Annotated in this window: 19 protein-coding genes; 7 read left to right on the top strand and 12 right to left on the bottom strand. The window is 61.7% G+C overall.

Annotated elements, in window-relative coordinates; translation table 11 throughout:
- Positions 1-243 precede the first annotated feature (243 nt).
- Both BUB23_RS21040 and BUB23_RS21045 read left to right on the top strand, forming a co-directional pair.
- A complete protein-coding gene (locus BUB23_RS21040) occupies positions 244-522 on the top strand; it encodes a Spy/CpxP family protein refolding chaperone (RefSeq protein ID WP_073107393.1) in 279 nt (92 codons plus the stop codon).
- Positions 519-1,301 carry a response regulator gene (locus BUB23_RS21045; RefSeq protein WP_084136177.1) on the top strand — a complete coding sequence of 261 codons (783 nt, stop codon included), beginning with the start codon at positions 519-521 and terminating at the stop codon, positions 1,299-1,301. The genes BUB23_RS21040 and BUB23_RS21045 overlap by 4 nt, the downstream gene beginning before the upstream one ends.
- Positions 1,302-1,354: 53 nt before the next feature.
- Here the strand turns inward: BUB23_RS21045 and arsH are convergent, their stop codons facing one another.
- From arsH to BUB23_RS21105, 12 genes are all read right to left on the bottom strand, one after another.
- Positions 1,355-2,119: an arsenical resistance protein ArsH gene (gene arsH, locus BUB23_RS21050; RefSeq protein WP_073107396.1), complete on the bottom strand. Its 765-nt coding sequence runs from the start codon at positions 2,117-2,119 to the stop codon at positions 1,355-1,357.
- On the bottom strand, positions 2,116-2,541 hold the full coding sequence (gene arsC / locus BUB23_RS21055) for an arsenate reductase (glutaredoxin) (RefSeq protein ID WP_073107399.1): 426 nt from the start codon (positions 2,539-2,541) through the stop codon (positions 2,116-2,118). The genes arsH and arsC overlap by 4 nt, the downstream gene beginning before the upstream one ends.
- Before the next feature lie 9 nt (positions 2,542-2,550).
- The gene (gene arsB / locus BUB23_RS21060) at positions 2,551-3,621 is read right to left on the bottom strand and encodes an ACR3 family arsenite efflux transporter (RefSeq protein WP_073107402.1); all 1,071 of its coding nucleotides are present in this window, start codon (positions 3,619-3,621) and stop codon (positions 2,551-2,553) included.
- Positions 3,618-4,130 carry an arsenate reductase ArsC gene (locus BUB23_RS21065; RefSeq protein ID WP_073107405.1) on the bottom strand — a complete coding sequence of 171 codons (513 nt, stop codon included), beginning with the start codon at positions 4,128-4,130 and terminating at the stop codon, positions 3,618-3,620. Before BUB23_RS21065 ends, arsB begins: the two co-directional genes overlap by 4 nt.
- A 46-nt stretch (positions 4,131-4,176) precedes the next feature.
- Positions 4,177-4,674 carry an ArsI/CadI family heavy metal resistance metalloenzyme gene (locus BUB23_RS21070; protein ID WP_073107407.1) on the bottom strand — a complete coding sequence of 166 codons (498 nt, stop codon included), beginning with the start codon at positions 4,672-4,674 and terminating at the stop codon, positions 4,177-4,179.
- Entirely contained in the window at positions 4,671-5,006 is a 336-nt protein-coding gene (locus BUB23_RS21075; RefSeq protein ID WP_073107410.1) for an ArsR/SmtB family transcription factor, read from the bottom strand. Before BUB23_RS21075 ends, BUB23_RS21070 begins: the two co-directional genes overlap by 4 nt.
- 102 nt (positions 5,007-5,108) lie before the next feature.
- A complete protein-coding gene (locus tag BUB23_RS21080; RefSeq protein ID WP_073107412.1) occupies positions 5,109-6,032 on the bottom strand; it encodes an EamA family transporter in 924 nt (307 codons plus the stop codon).
- A 210-nt stretch (positions 6,033-6,242) separates the two neighbouring features.
- Positions 6,243-6,551 (bottom strand): ArsR/SmtB family transcription factor, encoded by a 309-nt coding sequence (locus BUB23_RS21085; protein WP_073107547.1) that lies wholly within the window; start codon positions 6,549-6,551, stop codon positions 6,243-6,245.
- Between the two features lie 123 nt (positions 6,552-6,674).
- A complete protein-coding gene (locus BUB23_RS21090; protein ID WP_073107414.1) occupies positions 6,675-7,301 on the bottom strand; it encodes a bifunctional 4-hydroxy-2-oxoglutarate aldolase/2-dehydro-3-deoxy-phosphogluconate aldolase in 627 nt (208 codons plus the stop codon).
- Complete coding sequence (gene edd, locus BUB23_RS21095) at positions 7,298-9,163, bottom strand: phosphogluconate dehydratase (protein WP_073107416.1); 1,866 nt, start codon at positions 9,161-9,163, stop codon at positions 7,298-7,300. The genes BUB23_RS21090 and edd overlap by 4 nt, the downstream gene beginning before the upstream one ends.
- Before the next feature lie 289 nt (positions 9,164-9,452).
- Positions 9,453-9,827: a DUF423 domain-containing protein gene (locus tag BUB23_RS21100; RefSeq protein WP_073107419.1), complete on the bottom strand. Its 375-nt coding sequence runs from the start codon at positions 9,825-9,827 to the stop codon at positions 9,453-9,455.
- Positions 9,828-9,836: 9 nt separating this feature from the next.
- Positions 9,837-10,991 (bottom strand): acyl-CoA dehydrogenase family protein, encoded by a 1,155-nt coding sequence (locus tag BUB23_RS21105; protein WP_073107421.1) that lies wholly within the window; start codon positions 10,989-10,991, stop codon positions 9,837-9,839.
- 209 nt (positions 10,992-11,200) lie between these two features.
- Here BUB23_RS21105 and BUB23_RS21110 point away from each other — a divergent pair, with 209 nt between their 5' ends.
- From BUB23_RS21110 to BUB23_RS21130, 5 genes are all read left to right on the top strand, one after another.
- Entirely contained in the window at positions 11,201-12,205 is a 1,005-nt protein-coding gene (locus tag BUB23_RS21110) for a magnesium and cobalt transport protein CorA (protein WP_073107424.1), read from the top strand.
- Positions 12,206-12,235: 30 nt separating this feature from the next.
- Positions 12,236-13,876 carry an isovaleryl-CoA dehydrogenase gene (locus BUB23_RS21115; RefSeq protein ID WP_073107426.1) on the top strand — a complete coding sequence of 547 codons (1,641 nt, stop codon included), beginning with the start codon at positions 12,236-12,238 and terminating at the stop codon, positions 13,874-13,876.
- Between the two features lie 129 nt (positions 13,877-14,005).
- On the top strand, positions 14,006-14,644 hold the full coding sequence (locus tag BUB23_RS21120; RefSeq protein ID WP_084136178.1) for a thermonuclease family protein: 639 nt from the start codon (positions 14,006-14,008) through the stop codon (positions 14,642-14,644).
- A complete protein-coding gene (locus BUB23_RS21125; protein WP_143161071.1) occupies positions 14,620-16,854 on the top strand; it encodes an ABC transporter substrate-binding protein in 2,235 nt (744 codons plus the stop codon). The genes BUB23_RS21120 and BUB23_RS21125 overlap by 25 nt, the downstream gene beginning before the upstream one ends.
- On the top strand, positions 16,851-17,828 hold the full coding sequence (locus tag BUB23_RS21130; protein WP_073107431.1) for an ABC transporter permease: 978 nt from the start codon (positions 16,851-16,853) through the stop codon (positions 17,826-17,828). The genes BUB23_RS21125 and BUB23_RS21130 overlap by 4 nt, the downstream gene beginning before the upstream one ends.

Here is a 17,828-nt window from a genome sequence, read left to right on the forward strand (position 1 = left end):
CAGGCACCCATTATGCGGTATCCGGCTCCGCGCGGCCGGCGTGAAGCAGGAAGTTCACGAAATTTCCGCAATTGAACATGCTGCCTGCCCGCCGCGTCCGGGCTTTGACGACTCCTGCCGAATGGACAAGGATTTCACAATTTCTACCAGGTTTCGCCACAATCGCGCCGAATTGATCACGTAATGTAGAAGTCTGTGCTGGCAATCGTGCCAGCGGCATCTGAAGAACCGGATTGGCGAATAATGCTTTACAACATCAAGCTCAGCAATGATCAGAAGGCGAGTATCGACCGTCTTTGCGAGAGGGCGGCGCCGCAATTTCGCAAAGCGCTTCAGGACGCGCTGGCGCTGCGGGAGCGGACCAGTTCCGCCCCGGCCGATGAAGGCCGCGCCAGGGATTTGGCGCAAGCCACGGTTGACGCGATAGCGCGCGTCATCATGCTCAAGGCTCGGATCGACAGCGAAATCCTGGCCGTGCTGACGCCGGAACAGCGCAAGGCCTGGCCTTCAAGGCGAGTATGAAAACAAGCATGGCCATCATGGCGATTCCAGACCCGTATTCCAGGCTTAAGCGGAAAATTCTTGTCGTCGACGATGATTGGCGATCATGCTTGTTATTGCGTCGTTACTTGTCCGAACATGGTTTCCGTGTCTGTGCGGCGCACGGCGCCAGCGATATGGCCAGGCTATGGCAGCGTGAGCGCTTCGATCTGCTGGTGCTTGGCCGCATGCTTCCGGATGGCGACGGTTCGGCCATTTGCCACGCCCTGCGCGGCGCCCGCGACGACACGGCAATTATTATGCTGGCGGCCAAAGCCGACGAGAACGACCGGATCGAATGTCTTGGAATGGGCGCCGATGACTATCTGTTTAAACCATTCAATCCGCGCGAGCTTCTCGCCCGCCTCAACGCCGTGTTGCGCCGTTGCAGCGCGGCGCCGCACCCCAGTGCGCCTGGCCGGGACGACGAACGCGTCGAATTCGGGCCTTATGTGCTCGATCTGTCAGCGCGCAGCTTGACCCGCAATAAGCAGCGAGTGCCAATTACCACCGGTCAATTCTCGATGTTGAAGGTTTTTGCGCGCCATTGCGGAATTCCGCTGTCTCGCAACAAGCTCATGGAAATGGCCCATGGGCGCAAGCGTGAGACCCTCGGCCGCAGCCTGGATGTCCGTATCGCCCGCCTGCGCAAGCTTATCGAAGCCGACCCATCCAGGCCTATGTTCATTCAGACGGTACGGGGACTGGGTTATGTCTTCGTGCCGGGTGGCGGCCCAGGCGCGAGGGTGAACTTTACGTAGCAGGCCAAATTCCAATAGCCGCGCGGCCATTTCTGCCTCTTGACGCTTTAGGGTTACTCGGCCTCGCCGCTGTCGGTATCACCGAGTATGCCGGCCGGCTCGTGGCTCATAGCGGCTGCGATAAGCGTTGATGCCACTTGCGGGGCAGCTTCCTTGCGCTCACTATACCGGTCAGTCAGATAGTCGGAACGATCGCGAATCAGCAGTGTGAACTTGTACAGCTCTTCCATGACGTCCACGACGCGATCGTAGTACGAAGATGCCTTCATCCGGCCATGTGCGTCAAACTCCTGATATGCCTTGGGCACTGAAGATTGATTCGGGATGGTGACCATCCGCATCCAACGCCCCAGAATCCGCAACGCATTAACGGCGTTGAACGACTGCGAGCCGCCACAAACCTGCATTACAGCAAGCGTGCGGCCTTGCGTGGGGCGAACACCACCACTTTCCAATGGCAGCCAGTCGATTTGGTTTTTAAAGGCGGCGGTTAACGTGCCATGCCGCTCGGGGCTGCACCAGACTTGACCCTCGGACCATTCGGACAGCTTTCGAAGCTCAACGACCTTGGGATGGTCGGCGGGTACGCTATCGGTAACCGGTAAGCCATGCGGGTCGAAAATGCGGGTTTCGGCTCCGAACAGCTGCAAGATGCGCTCCGCCTCCAAAGTGAGCAGCCGACTGTATGAGGTGGCACGAAGCGAACCATACAACAACAGAATGCGAGGGGGATGCTGGCTAGGCCGCGTCGGCTCCAACTTTCCCAAGTCAGGCGTATCCAGCACCGACGGTACAACGTTAGGCAATGTTTCCTTCATCCGTCGACCCTCCGGCCGTTTGCGTCGATCATCACTTCACCATCTTCCTTAATGAAAGCTCCTTGCTGGGGTGCAGGCAGAATGTCGAGCACGACTTCTGATGGCCGGCATAGGCGCACCCCAAGCTCTGTGATAACGAACGGACGATTAATCAGGATAGGGTGAGCCAGCATGGCATCCAATAACTGATTGTCTGTCAGATCGAGATTATCCAGGCCGAGCTCCGCATAGGGCGTATCCTTTTCCCGGATCGCCTGGCGTACCGTTAGTCCTGCCTGGCGAATCATGTGTTGCAGCTCAGCGCGCGTCGGCGGCACACTTAGGTACTCGATTATCTGCGGTTCAATGCCCGCATTGCGAATCATGGCCAGCGTGTTGCGGGATGTGCCGCAGGCGGGATTGTGATAGATAGCTATTGACATTTTGTGTCCTTAGTTTGCCTTTGCTTCATACCAACCCTTTGAACGATTTACGACGCGAACCACGACCAGCATGATGGGCACTTCAATGAGCACGCCGACCACGGTGGCGAGCGCGGCGCCCGATTGGAAACCGAACAGGCTGATCGCCGTGGCTACGGCCAGTTCGAAGAAATTGCTGGCACCGATCAAGGCGGATGGCCCCGCCACACAATGGGCTACGCCAAACCGGCGATTCAGGTAATAGGCCAGACCCGAGTTCAGCACGACCTGAATCAGAATCGGGATAGCCAGCAAAAGAATAATCAGTGGCTTTTCAGCAATGGCATTGCCCTGGAAGCCGAACAGCAGAACGAGCGTGGCCAGAAGCGCGGCAATGGAGTATGGGCCCAATGCGCCGACTACGCGCCGATACATCGCTTCGCCCCTGGCAAGCAACAGCTTACGTATGGCCTGAGCGATTAGGACCGGAACAATGATGTACAGCGCTACGGAAGTGATGAGGGTATCCCACGGCACCGAGATCGAGGATAACCCGAGCAGCAGCGCAACGACAGGCGCGAACGCCACGATCATGATGGCATCGTTCAACGCTACTTGCGATAGTGTGAAATACGGATCGCCCTTGCACAGCTGCGACCAGACAAAGACCATTGCGGTGCAGGGCGCGGCAGCCAGCAGAATCAGCCCTGCCACGTAGCTGTCGAGCTGATCAGCAGGTAACCATCCAGCAAATAAATGACGCACGAAAATCCAGGCCAGCAACGCCATGGAAAAGGGCTTGACGAGCCAGTTTACGAATAGTGTCACGCCCATGCCGCGCCAGTGGCGTGTCACCTGTCCCATTGCGCCGAAATCAATCTTGATCAGCATAGGAATGATCATGACCCAGATCAACAGGCCTACCGGCAGATTGACTTGTGCCACCTCTAGCGCGGCGATGCCTTGAAACACGCCTGGCATCGACTGGCCTAACAAAATACCAGCAACGATACACAGGACCACCCAAACGGTAAGGTAGCGTTCAAAGAAACTAATGCCCCCGCCCTGTGATACCGCGGCCACTTGTGTCACCGAAGTCATTCCCCGGGCTCCACGTGTTGCCGACCAATCGCCCGCATTTCCGTCTGAATGGCGTTGCGATCAAGAGCATGCAGCGGCAGGTTCACAAACTGGCTGACGCGCGCCATGATTTGCCGGAAGATTTTATTGAAAAGCGCACGCTTTTTCTCATCATTTCCCTCGAACGCGGTTGGATCTTGAAATCCCCGGTGCGCTGTGATGGGTTTGCCTGGCCATACAGGGCAGGTTTCGCCCGCTGCCTGGTCGCAAACCGTCAGAATAAAGTCCATTTTTGGCGCGTTGGGCGTGGCAAACTCATCCCAACCTTTGCTGCGCAGGGCCGAAACGTCGTAGCCAATCGCCTCGCATCGCTCCACCGCGAAGGGGTTCACCTTGCCCGTCGGCTGGCTGCCAGCGCTAAAGGCGCGAAAGCGTCCTTTGCCCAGCACATTGAAAAGCGCTTCGGCCATGATGCTTCGCGCTGAATTACCAGTGCAAAGCACTAGTACATTGAAAGTTTTATCAGACATGGTGGATTATCAATTTGAAGTCACAAGGGTTTTAGCTAATCGGGGGTTAGCAACAAGACGAGCCGGGCTTACAGCATGCTTTTTCTGCTTTGGGCGGCGTAGCGACGGAGCCTGGTTCAGGTGCGCAGCACGCGGCTCCATTGTCTGTAGCCTGGCGGGATTGGCCATAAGTAGGTGCGCTTTCCCGCGTGTGGAATGACTCCCAGGCGACGCCTTGGGGGTCGATAGACCAGTACTTATCAGACTTGGCATAACAGCAGGTTGTATCGTTTTGCTCCTGCATGGGCAGGCTCGCGCCTACCAGGCGTTCTTGGATTTCTGCCAGTTCCTCATCGGTTTCCACCTGAATACCAAGGTGGTCGACACCGAGCTTGGCAGGCACTGCGCCCAGGGACGAAATGGCAAAATTCACCTGCGGATCCTCGAGTGCCCACTTCGCATAGTCGGATTTCAGGATAGTGGGTTCGGCTGCGAAGAGCGCTGAGTAGTAGCCGATACTGGCTGAAAGATCGGCTACGGTGACATGAACATGAAAGCGTTTCATGATGAGGACTCCAAGGTGGTGTCACAGTTGCTTAAGGGAGAGCACGGATTGCCGCCGCAGCAGTTCTCCGTGAGGTAGCCAAGCAGATCATTCATCGTCTGGTAGCGCGCCGAATAAATGATGGACCGCCCATCTTGACGGCTGGCGAGCAATCCTGCCCGGTGTAGTTCCTTCAGATGAAATGACAATGAGGAGGCTGGTATCTCTATCAACTCAGCGATACGGCCTGCCGGCAGTCCCTCTGGCCCAGCTTGCACCAAGAGGCGAAAGACCGATAGGCGAATCGAATGAGCCAGGGCGGCAAGCGCCTCAAGTGCTTTCTCTGTTTCCATATTTCAACTATAGTCGAAATATAAAATAATCGCAATCACTATGCCAGGACTTTGAATAAGATGATCTGCTTTAACGGCTCAACAGTGCAGCCTCCATACAGCTCAAGACTGCTTCGAAACTTTTATCTCAGTGTTTTTGCCCGTTCGGAGCCTAGGCAAGCAGACGGTGGCGAGCTTGTCCAAAGGCACGACAACGATGGCCAGGCCAACGAGGATGGCGGCCATGCCCGCAAGGCGCAAATTCGTAAATTGTTCGCCGAAGACCAGCGCCGACGAAACAGCACCAACGCAAGGGGCGAGCAGCGCAAAGGGCGTTACCGCGGCAGCTGTATATGTTCGCAGCAACTTGCCCCATATGGCGTACGCAAGCACTGTGGCCACCACGCCCAGGTACAGCGTAGACGCAATGGCTTGCCACGGAGCTGTCATCAAAGCGAGTGGCAGAGCGCTCAACCCCTCCGTCATCCCGGAAATGGCCAAGGCAGGAAGCGGCGGCACCAGGCTCATCCAGACCATTAGATGGAGCATGTCCACCGGCGGAAGGCGCTTCAGAAGGACATTTCCAATGCTCCAGCTGAGGGCAGAAGCCAGAACCAACAATAGTCCGACGATGGTCAGCCCGTTGCCGACTGTCAGGCCGATCATGGCCAAGCCCACCAATCCGGAGATCATCCCGATCAACTGGCGAGCTGTGGGGCGCTCTTTGAGCACAAGCATTGCCAGCATTACAGTGAACATGCCTTGGGTCTGGCTGACTACTGATGCGAGCCCAGGGGGCATGCCATTGGCGATGCCGAAGAACTGGAGCAGAAACTGGCCGGTGAACATGGTCAAACCGATGGCAACCAGCATATGGACCGGTACGTTAGGTCGAGGCAGCAGCAAAACTGGGGTACACGCGATGAGGAATCGCAGCGCGGTTAGCTGAGGCGGCGAAAAACTTCCAAGTGCGATCTTGGTCGCTACGTAAGCCAGGCCCCAGATGGTGGCGACGCAGATCGCCAGGAAGATGTGGAAGGGTTTCATGTCTCAGTTCCTTTATTTTCGCGATTTCCGATGCGAGTTGATTACAGCCTCAGAGTCGTGCTGTGATCAGCGCAATATAATTAAACCATAATACTAGTTTTATAGTTATTTAAATCGAAATAAGACCAGCGAAATCGCTTTTCTTTACAACGCATGGAAGGGCTCTGTAGGCAGCACACAAACAGTGAGGTGAGGGTCGGCGCGGGGCTTTTAGGAAGAGAACACCGGGAGCGTCACACCCTTGCAGCAGTCTTTCTTAACAAAGGTCAGCAGCTCGTTGAGCGCATCAAAGTTCGCCACACAAGTGATTGTTCGGCCCTCTTTTTTTTGAGTTACAAGCTTCGAGCGAACCAGTTCACGCAAGTGAAAGCTTAAGGTGGACGCTGGGATATCGAGCATCGATGCGATCTCGCCAATCGCCATCCCCTCGGAACCGGCCTTCACCAGCGTCTGGAAGATTTCCAGGCGATTGATATGGCCAAGTGCTGCAAAACGGTCTGCGTAGATTTCACCTTTCATGTCTTTATTATAACGATATTCGTAGGTATATAGATTTTTCCACACGAAGAAATGCAATGCATTCAGACGGTACGGGGGCTGGGTTATGTCTTCGTGCCGGTGGCGGCCCAAGCGCGATAGCGTTCACGGCTTCAGAAGCAGGCAGGCCTGCCGCGCCAACTCGGTGATGGCGTTCCAGTCTTTGGCGGCTACGGCCGAATCGGGAGTCAGCCAGGATCCGCCCACGCATTTCACATTGGGCAGGGCGAGGTACTGCGCGGCATTCGCGGCGTTGATGCCGCCTGTGGGGCAAAACACGATGTCGGGCAGAGGGCCATAGAGCGCCTTGAGCAGCGCCACGCCTCCTACGGCTTCGGCCGGAAACAGCTTTTGCACGACGAAACCCTGATCGGCCGCATACATGGATTCGGACGGGGTGGCAATGCCCGGCAGGAAGGGGATGCCGGCCTGGCTCGCGGCCCGGGCGATGTCCGGCGTCAGGCCGGGGCTGACGGCAAAGCGCGCGCCGGCCTCGATGGCGGCGTCCAATTGCCGGGCGCTGCGCACTGTGCCCACGCCCACCAGCGCTTCGGGGACGGCTTGGCCGATCAGGCTGATGGCCTGCAGGGCCGCATCCGAGCGCAGGGTGATTTCCAGGCTGCGCACGCCGCCCGCCACCAGGGCGCGCGCAAGGTCGACGGCCGCATCCAGATCTTTGATGACGATCACCGGCATGACGGGACTTTGTTGCAGGAGTTCAAGAGCGTTCATGGTTTCTCGCTGTGGCGGGCCCTTGCTTGGCGCTGGAAGGCCCAGTCGGGGTGTTGAAAAGTGGTGGCGCCCATTTCCGCCATGCTGGCGTGGCTGCGCGCCGAGGCGAAGAGTTCCCGGCCGAAGCCGGCGGCATGCTCTTCGATATCGGCCTGGCTTGCCGGCCGTTCCAGCCAATCGGCGGGCTCCAGGACGCAGAGTACACCGGTGCCGGCATCCAGCCTTATGATATCGCCGTTCCGGACCAGGGCCAGCGGCCCGCCGGCCAGCGCCTCCGGGCTGACGTGTATGGCGGCGGGCACCTTGCCGGATGCGCCGGACATGCGGCCGTCGGTGACCAGCGCCACCTGGAAGCCCTGGTCCTGCAATACCGACAGGGCAGGCGTGAGCTTGTGCAGTTCGGGCATGCCATTGGCCCCCGGCCCCTGGTAGCGCAGCACCGCGACGAAATCCCGCGCCAGCTCGCCTCTTTGGTAGGCCGCCAGCATATCGTCCTGGCTGTGGAATACCAGCGCCGGCGCCTGCACGACGCGGTGTTCCGGCTTGACGGCGGATACCTTGATCATGGCGCGGCCAAGATTGCCCCGCAGCAGTTTGAGGCCGCCGTCGGGGCTGAAAGGATCGCTGGCCGGCCGTATGACATTGCTGTCCAGCGATATCGCCGCGGCCGGCCTCCAGGCCAGCTTGCCGTCGGCCAGATAAGGTTCCTGCGCATAGTGTTCCAGCCCCAAGCCGGCGGCGGTTTTCACATCGGCATGCAGCAGGCCGGCTTTGAGCAATTCGGCGATCACCAGTCCTATGCCGCCGGCGGCGTGGAAATGGTTGACGTCGGCGCCGCCGTTGGGATAGACGCGGGCCAGCAGCGGAACGACGGCCGACAGGTCCGAGAAGTCATCCCAGTTGATGGCGATACCGGCCGCCTGGGCGATGGCGACGAGATGCAGGGTATGGTTGGTGGAACCGCCGGTGGCCAGCAGGCCGACGATGCCGTTGACGATGGCTTTTTCGCTGATGACTTCGGCCACCGGAGTGAATTCCTCGCCCTGCGCGCCCAGCTGTATGGCGCGCTGGGCGGCGGCGCGGGTCAGGGCCTCGCGCAATGCCGTGTTGGGCGGCACGAAGGCGGCGCCGGGCAAATGCAGGCCCATGATCTCCATGAGCATCTGGTTGGAATTGGCGGTGCCGTAGAACGTACAGGTGCCGGGGCCGTGATAGGACTGCGATTCGGATTCCAGCAATTCGGCGCGGCCCACCTTGCCTTGCGCGAACAACTGCCGGGTATGGGCCTTGTCGCTGTTCGATATGCCGGTGCTCATGGGGCCGGCCGGCACGAATACGGCGGGCAGGTGGCCGAAGCTCAGCGCGCCTATCAACAGGCCGGGCACGATCTTGTCGCACACGCCCAGGTATACGGCCGCATCGAACATCTGATGGCTCAGGGCGATGGCCGTGGCCATGGCGATCACGTCGCGCGAGAACAGGCTCAGTTCCATGCCGGTTTCGCCCTGCGTCACGCCGTCGCACATGGCCGGCACGCCGCCGGCGAACTGCGCGGTCGCGCCGGCGGCGAAGGCCGCCTGCTTGATGATTGCGGGGTAGGCCGCCAGCGGCTGGTGGGCCGAGAGCATGTCGTTGTATGACGAGACGATGGCCAGGTTGGGACGGGAGGCTTGCTTCAGCCGCAGCTTTTCCTGTTCCGGCATGGCGGCGAAGGCATGCGCGAGATTGGTGCAGCCCAGCTGGCTGCGTTCGGTCTTTTTCCCGTAGGCGGCGCGGGTGCGCGCCAGATAGCGGCCCCGGGTTGTCTGGCTGCGGGCCGCGATGCGGTCGGTAACGGCTTGGACGACGGCGTTCAGTGCCATGATGCGTATCCTGAAGAAAGGATGCAGAAGGGCTGCGTTTTCATTGTAGTTTAACTACATGGATTATTCAATCGCCCCGCGCAAGGCCACGGCCGCTCTGGCATGGCTGTCCTGGCCATTTGCTGTAGGGCTGTGGACATGCATGGAATTGCCAGGCCGGTCAAATGATCATCAGCCTGGCTGTCCGGATTGGCAGGCAAGGCTTTGGCCCGATTTTTTTTGTAGTTTTGCTAATTTCTGGCGGACTGGGCGCCGGCGGCCTCTGTGCGCGGCCCGCCGGACAGCCTCGCTAGGCCGCGCGATAGGCGGCCAGCGCCACCATGCCCCAGGCCGCGAGGAATGCCAGGCCGCCTATGGGCGTGACGGCGCCCAGCCATTTGCTGCCCGTCAGCGCCAGCACATACAGGCTGCCGCTGAAGATGACGATGCCGGCGAACATCAGGCTGCCGGCGCCGCTGAGCAGCGCCGATCCGAACCTGCCCGCCAGGGCGGCTATCGCCAGCATTCCCAGCCCATGGACCAGTTGATACAGCACGGCGGTTTGCCAGACGGCAAGCAGGTCGGGGGAAATCAGGCGCTTGAGCCCGTGGGCGCCGAAGGCCCCGGCGCCGACGCCCACCAGCAGCGTCAGGGAAGCCACGATGACAAGTTGGCGGTCGGTCATGGGAAGCTCCTAGATGGCGGCGCCGCGGATGAGGCCGCGCGCGATGATGACTTGCTGCACCTGCGATGTGCCTTCGTACAGGCGGAACAGGCGCACATCGCGGTAGAAGCGTTCAATGGCGTAGTCGCTGACATAGCCCGAGCCGCCGTGTATCTGAACGGCGCGATCGGCCACGCGGCCGCACATTTCGGTGGAAAAATATTTGGCGCATGACGCCTCGATCGATACATCCTTGCCTTCGTCGCGCTTGCGCGCCGCGTCGATGACCATGCATTCGGCGGCATAGATCTCGGTCTTGGAATCGGCCAGCATGCCTTGCACCAGTTGGAAGTCGCTGATGGGCTGGCCGAACTGCTTGCGGTTCATGGCGAAACCCAGGGCGTCGCGCAGCATGCGCTTGGCCGCGCCTATGGCGACGGCGGCAATGTGCAGGCGCCCCTTGTCCAGCACTTTCATGGCGGTCTTGAAGCCCACGCCTTCGCGGTTGCCGATCAGGTTCGCGGCGGGCACTTTGCAATCCTCGAATATGACGTCGCAGGTATGCGCGCCTTTCTGGCCCATTTTCTTGTCTATTTTCCCCAGGGACAATCCGGGCGTGCCGGCTTCGACGATGAAGGCCGAGATGCCGGCCGCGCCCTTGATGCCGGGGTCGGTGCGCGCCATGACGGTGAACAGGCCCGCTTCGGGGGCATTGGTGATGAAGCGCTTGGTGCCGTTCAGTATGTAGTGGTCGCCGTCGCGAACCGCGGTGGTCTTCAGCGCGCCGGCATCCGAACCGGCCTCGGGCTCGGTCAGGGCGAAGGATCCGATCAGATCGCCGCTGGCCAGGCTCGGAAGGTAGGCCTGTTTCTGTTCATCGGTGCCGTCCAGGTAGATGCCCATGGCGCCTATGCCATTATTGGTGCCGATCAGGGAGCGGAACGCCGGCGACGTCTGCCCCAGCTCGAAGGCGATCCGGACCTCTTCTTCCATGGTGACGCCCAGGCCGCCGTACTCTTCCGGCAGCGACAGGCCGAACAGGCCTATTTCCTTCATTTGGGCAACGATGTCGGCGGGAATCCGGTCGGTTTCCGCGACTTCGTCTTCACGCGGGACTAACGCTTCCTGCACGAAGCGGCGTACGCCTTCCTCGAGCAAGGCCTGGGTTTCGGGATCGCGGATCATGATAGGTCCAGTAAGTCATGGGCTGAGGTTATGAATTGATACTTTAACAGCCGCGGCCGCTCGTGGCGGGCAGTTGGCGCGCGAGAAGTTCACGCAGTGGACGCGGCGCCTGGTGATATGATCGATTCGGGGTATTTTTTGCCGCCGGGCCGCTCCCAAGGCAAACAGCGCCCCCTCGCCTTGCAACTCAACACAGGGAAAATGCTGGTATGGCCATAGCTGACAGGGACGACCGCTCAATCGACGCCACGGTGGTGGCTTCGGTCTTGTATCGCGCCGGCCATGATCCCGTGCAGGTGCCGCTGGGGCAGGTGGCGGCGCACGCGCAAGATCAGGACGGCCTGCTATGGATAGGCCTCAAGGAACCCGCCGCTGCCCAGCTGGAGCAATTGGGGGCCGACCTGGGGTTCTCGCGCAAGGCTATCGAAGAGATCATCTCCCCGCATCGGCGCCCCAAGGTCGTCGAATATGAAAAGCTCACGCTCATCGTCGCGATCACGGTGGAAGTGGACAACCTGCGGCCCAGCTTCGGCGACACCCAGATCCTGATAGGCAGGGGTTTCCTGGTCACCATACGGCGCGGCGCCACGGCCACGCATGTGGAGTTGCGCGACCAATTGGAAAACTCGCCGGAGTTCCTGGGCCGCGGCGCGGACTATGTGGCATCCGCCCTGCTGGATTTGCTGGTCGACCGCTACCTTGCCGCCCTGGGCAAGCTCGAGGCGGTGGTCGAAGGGGTGGAGCAGCAGTTCCTGCTGCGCGGGTTTCGCGAAACCGATGTGCGGCGCCTGTACCGCCAGCGCCGCGATTTGCTGCGCATCCATACGGCGATCGCGCCCATGGCGGAAATCTGCCGGCGGCTGGCGCGCGTCGAAATGCGCAATATCGACGCCGAAAGCCGCGCCTATTTCGGCGAGGTGGCCGACCGGGTGGTGCGCGCCAACGAATTCATCAACAGCCTGCGCGAAGCCCTGGCCTTTGCGTTTGAAGCCAGCCTCATGATAGGGCAGTCACAGCAAACCGACACGACCAAGAAGCTCGCGGCCTGGGCCGCGATCCTGGCGGTGCCTACCGCCGTGGCGGGCGTCTACGGCATGAACTTCAAATACATGCCGGAACTGGACTGGGCCTATGGCTATCCGGCGGTCATGGGCCTTACCTTCGCCGCTTGCGCTGTGCTGTACTGGAAGTTCAGGAAATCCAACTGGCTATGAATCGCTGCGGCGATACGGGGAGATGGCATCATGAGCGCAACGACGCATGAAGTGACCAACCAGGTGCCCGAACTGGGCGACTACAACTTGTATGCCAGCGACCTGGCCTTGCAGGAGGGCGTCAAGCGCGAAGGGGCGCAATGGCACAGCGAATCGCTGGCGCATTATGGCGTGCGCCTGGGCCTGCGGGAAACCTTTGCGCTGGCGCACGATGTCAACCGCTACAAGCCCGAGCTCGAAACCTTCGACCGGCAGGGCCGCCGCGTCGACAGGGTGCGCTTCCATCCCGGCTGGCACCGCTACCTGCGCATGGCGTTCCTGCAAGGCATGCACTGCAGCGCCTGGTCCGCGCCGCGCGCGGGCGCCCACGTGGCGCGCGCCGCCGCCTATCTCCTGCATGGCCAGGTCGAGGCGGGCTCTTTGTGCCCCACGACCATGACCTCGGCGGCCATACCCTTGCTGCAGCAGGAGCCCTGGTTTGATTCCGTCGCGCATCATCTTTATTCCCTGCAATACGACGAGCGCGATGCCCCCTTGTCGCGCAAGACGTCCATGATGATAGGCATGGGCCTGACCGAAAAGCAGGGGGGCTCCGATCTGCGCAGCAACACGACGCGGGCAATTCCCCTGGATGCGGGCGGGCGCGGCGCCGCCTACCGGCTCGTCGGGCACAAGTGGTTTCTTTCTTCGCCCATGTCGGACGCCCACTTGGTGCTGGCGCGCCATGACGAGGCCTTTTCCTGCTTCTACGTGCCGCGCTGGCTGGACGACGGCAGCAAGAACGCCGTGCATATTCAGCGCATCAAGAACAAACTGGGCAACAGCTCGAACGCCAGCGTGGAGGTCGAGTTCGATGACGCCGTGGGCGTGCTGATCGGGCAAGAGGGGCGCGGCATTGCGACGCTGGTGGAAATGGCCTCGTATACCCGCCTCGATTGCGTGCTGGGGAGCACGGCGCTGTTGCGCCAGGGGCTGGTCCAGGCCATGCATCACGCCCGCCATCGCATTGCCTTCGGCCAGCCCTTGATCCGGCAGCCGCTGATGCAGAGCGTGCTGATGGACCTGGCGCTCGAAAGCGAGGCCGCCACGGCGCTGGCCCTGCGCCTGGCGCGCGCTTTCGATGCCTCGGACGATCTCCTGGATCTCGCCTACCGCCGCATCCTGACGCCCGCGGCGAAGTTCTGGGTATGCAAGCGCACGGTCGAGGCGATGGGCGAATGCATGGAAGTATGGGGCGGGAACGGCTATATTGAAGACGGCCCCATGGCCCGGCTGTATCGCGAGGCGCCGGTCAATTCCATATGGGAAGGCTCGGGCAATGTCATGTGCCTGGATGTATTGCGCGCCTTGAAGCGGCATCCCGAACTGGCCCACGCCCTGCAGGCCAGCCTGGAACAGGACTGCGCCGGCGAGCCCTTGCTGGAACAGCGCGCGCAAAGCCTGCTCGGGCTGCTGGCTTCGGGGGAGCCCACGCTCGAATCCGCGGCGCGCTATGTCGCGCAGGAACTGGTGCTATTGGTACAGGCCGGCCTGCTGCGGCGGCATGCGCCGCAGGTGCTGGCCGATGCCTTTGTGCAAAGCCGCTTTGGCAGGTCCGGCGGGCATGTATACGGAGCCAGCGCGACGCCCTTGGCCTTGTACAGCGTGCTCGAACGGGCCTGGCCGGAATGACTGCCGTCCCGCCGGTTTGCCGCATCAGGGATTAACCGCCTGTCGCGGGCGGCGGCAAAGCCCATATAATCGCTGGGCCTGGCCGGTTGTCGCGGCCAGTCATAGTCATTGCATTGCTTCGGGGATCGAGTGAATAGTGTTTTGAACGTATTGCTGCGCAGGGCCGCGGCCGCCCTGATGGCCAGGCGCTGGTCCAGGCTGGCGACGCTCGCGGCGGTTGTGGCGCTGGCCGGCCTGGGGGCGTTTACCGCCCTGGAATCCGACCTTGCCGCCAAGCCGGTGGCGGGAGGCCAGCCATCGGCGGCGGGCTACACGCTGGCCGGCCGCGTGGTCCGCGTTGCCGATGGCGATACCTTCACTTTGCTGGCCGGCGGCAGGCAGCAGCGGGTGCGCATGGCCAGCATCGACGCCCCCGAAGTCACCAAGGACCGCGAGCGCCCGGGGCAGCCGCATGCCCAGGCTTCCAAAGACGCGCTGGCGGCATTGATCGCGGGCAAGGCGGTCACGCTGAACTGTTATGAGCGCGACCGCTACGACCGCAATGTGTGCGATGTGCCCCTGGGCGGCGGCGCGACGGCCAGCCGCAAGCAGGTGGCGGCGGGAATGGCCTGGGCCAATATGGAAGGCCGCGGCAAGTTCATGCGCGACCCGGCGCTGCCCGCGCTCGAGCGGCAGGCCAGGCAGGCGCGGCTGGGCATCTGGCAGCAGGCCGATCCGGTCAGCCCGTGGGCATGGCGCTATCAATGCTGGCAGCAGCAGCGGTGTTAGGCTGGCTGCGGACGCGTGCCGCGCCGGCCCTGGCCGTGGCGCTTCTTGCGGGATGTTCGCCCGGGCCCGTCAACAGCCCTTACGCGCAGGGCCGGGAAGGCGACAACATCCTGTATACGGCGTTCGCGCAGCGCTCGCCCAAATACCTGGACCCGGCCAAGTCCTATTCGACCGACGAAACGCCGTTCACCTATTCCATATACGAGCCCCTGTACGGCTACGATTACCTGGCCAGGCCTTATAAGCTGGTGCCCAAGACGGCGGCCTCCATAGACAACCCGGTCTACTATGACCAGGCCGGCCAGCGCCTGCCCCAGGATGCGCCGGGCGAGCAAGTGGCCGTCAGCGTCTACGACATCCGGATCAAGCCGGGCATAAAATTCCAGCCCCATCCCGCCCTGGCCCGCGGCGCCTCGGGCGGATACCGCTACTGGCCGCTGGCGCCCGGCGAACTCGAGCATAAATTCGGCATCGACGATTTCCCCGAGACCGGCACGCGCGAATTGCTCGCCGACGACTATGTGTACGCCTTCCGGCGCCTGGCCAGCCCGCGCGTGGCCTCGCCCATCTATGGCGTCATGGCCGAACATATCGTGGGCTTGCGCGAATACGGCGAGCAGTTGAAGAAGCAGGACCAGCCTCCGGCGGCGCCGCAAGCCGGCCGGGCCTGGCTGGACCTGCGCCAGAGCGGCTTCGACGGCGTCCAGGCCCTGGGCCCGCATACTTTGCGCATCAAGGTAAAGGGCAAATACCCCCAGTTCAAATACTGGCTGGCGATGACCTTCACCGCGCCCGTCCCCTGGGAGGCCGATCGCTTTTATCAGCAGCCGGGCATGGCCGAGCACAATCTGTCGTTCAATACCTGGCCGCTGGGCACCGGCCCCTACATGCTCAGCGCATCCATTCCGAACCGGCGCCACGTGCTGTCGCGCAACCCCAATTTCCGCGGGGAACCCTATCCTTGCCAGGGCGAACCCGGCGACGCCGCGGCCGGTTTGCTGGCCGACTGCGGCAAGCTCACGCCATTCGTGGACAAGGTAGTGTTCACCCTCGAAAAGGAAAGCGTGCCGCTGATGGGCAAGTTTCTGCAGGGCTATTACGATATTCCCCAGGCCGATCGCGGCGACTACGGAGTGGCCATGCGGGTCGCGGCGGGAGACTCAGCGCAGAAGGCCTCGCTGTACCGGGATCACGGCATCCAGCTGCGCAGCTCGACCGAGGCGCAAGTGTATTACCTGGGCTTCAACTGGCGCGATCCGGTGGTGGGGCAGGGCGATACGCCCGAGCAGCGGGAAAAGAACCGCAAGCTCAGGCAGGCGGTAGGCATCGCCTTCAATTGGGAGCAGTACGTTTCCATCTTCGAGAACGACGAAGCCCAGGTCGCCTACGGCCCGGTGCCGCCCGGGGTTCTGGGCTACCAGGATCTTCCGCAGGGCATCAACAGCCAGATCTACACCCTGGAAGACGGGCGGGCCGTTCGCCGCCCCCTGGATTATGCGCGGCAGCTGCTCAAGGAAGCCGGCTATCCCGAAGGCCGCGAGGCGCGGACGGGCAAGCCTCTGATACTGCATTTCGATTCGGCCGGCGGCATGGGCTCGAGCGCCATGCTCGACTGGATGCGGCGACAGCTGGCTTCCATCAACGTAGAGCTTGAAGTCCGCGCCACGGACTACAACCGTTTCCAGGACAAGATGCGCAGCGGCAGCGCGCAAATGTTCATGTGGGGCTGGGTCGCCGACTACCCGGACGCCGAGAATTTCCTCTTCCTGCTCTATGGCCCCAATGCCAAGGTGGCCACGGGCGGCGAGAACGCCTCGAATTACCAGAATCCCGAGTTCGACCGCCTCTTCGAGCAGATGCGCTTCCTGGACGACGGCCCGGAAAAGGCGGCCCTGGTGCACAGGATGATAGCCATCGTGCAGCGCGACGCGCCCTGGATGTTCGGCTATTTCCCCAAGTCGGGCGGCGCCTACCAGGCCTGGGTGGGCAACGCCAAGCCGACGCAAATGGTGCGCAACACCTTGCAGTTCTATCGGATAGACCCGGCCCTGCGCGCGCAGAAAATCAAGGAATGGAATACGCCCCGCTGGTGGCCCTTGTGGCTGCTGGCCGCGGTTTTCGCCTTCGGCGCCTACCTGGCCTGGCGCACGGCGCGGCGCAGGGACCGCGCCACGGCCCTGGCCCATCACGATACCGCGAGGCGCCCATGACGCGCTATGTAATACGCCGCCTGCTGTATGGCATCTTGATACTGATAGGCGTGAACCTGCTGACCTTCGTCCTGTTTTTCGCGGTGAACACGCCCGACGACATGGCGCGCCTGTCGATAGGCGGGCAGCGCGTCAGCCAGTCGGCCATAGAAAAGTGGAAGACAGAACGGGGCTATGACAAGCCGCTGTTCTTCAACGAGCAGGCCGCCGGCGCGCAGCAGTGGACCGATACTATTTTCTTTGCCCGCTCGGTGCCGCTGCTGCGCTTCGATTTCGGCTTTTCCGACGAGGGGCGCGACATAGGCCATGAGATCGGCCAGCGCATGGGCCCCAGCCTGGCGCTGGCCCTGCCCACCTTTTTTCTCGGCCTGTTCGCCTGCGTGGCGTTCGCCCTGCTGCTGGTATTCTTCAAGGGCACCCGGCTCGATTTCGCCGGCGTCGTGGTGTGCGTAGTGCTGCTGTCGATTTCCGGCCTGTTCTACATCATTGCCGGGCAGTGGCTTTTCGCCAAGGTGTTGCGCTGGGTGCCGTATTCCGGCTATGTGGATGGCTGGGGCAGCTTGCGCTTCCTGGTCCTGCCCGTGCTGGTCGCGGTCTTGTCGCGCCTGGGCGCCGAATCGCGCTTCTACCGCACGCTCTTCCTGGAAGAAGCCGGCAAGGACTATGTCCGCACCGCCCGCGCCAAAGGCCTGTCCGAAAGAGTCGTGCTGTTTCGCCACATATTGCGCAATGCCCTGCTGCCGATACTGACCGGCACGGTTTCGGCGATCCCGCTGCTGTTCATGGGCAGCCTGATTTCAGAATCGTTTTTCGGCATACCGGGCCTGGGCAGCTACACCATAGATGCCATCAACGCCCAGGATTTCTCCATTGTGCGCGCCATGGTCTTCCTGGGCTCGGCCCTGTATATCGTCGGGCTGATCCTGGCCGATATTTCCTATACCCTGGCTGACCCCCGGGTCCGGTTCGAGTAG

The organism is Pollutimonas bauzanensis (genome assembly GCF_900129885.1).
Taxonomy (GTDB): domain Bacteria; phylum Pseudomonadota; class Gammaproteobacteria; order Burkholderiales; family Burkholderiaceae_B; genus Pollutimonas; species Pollutimonas bauzanensis.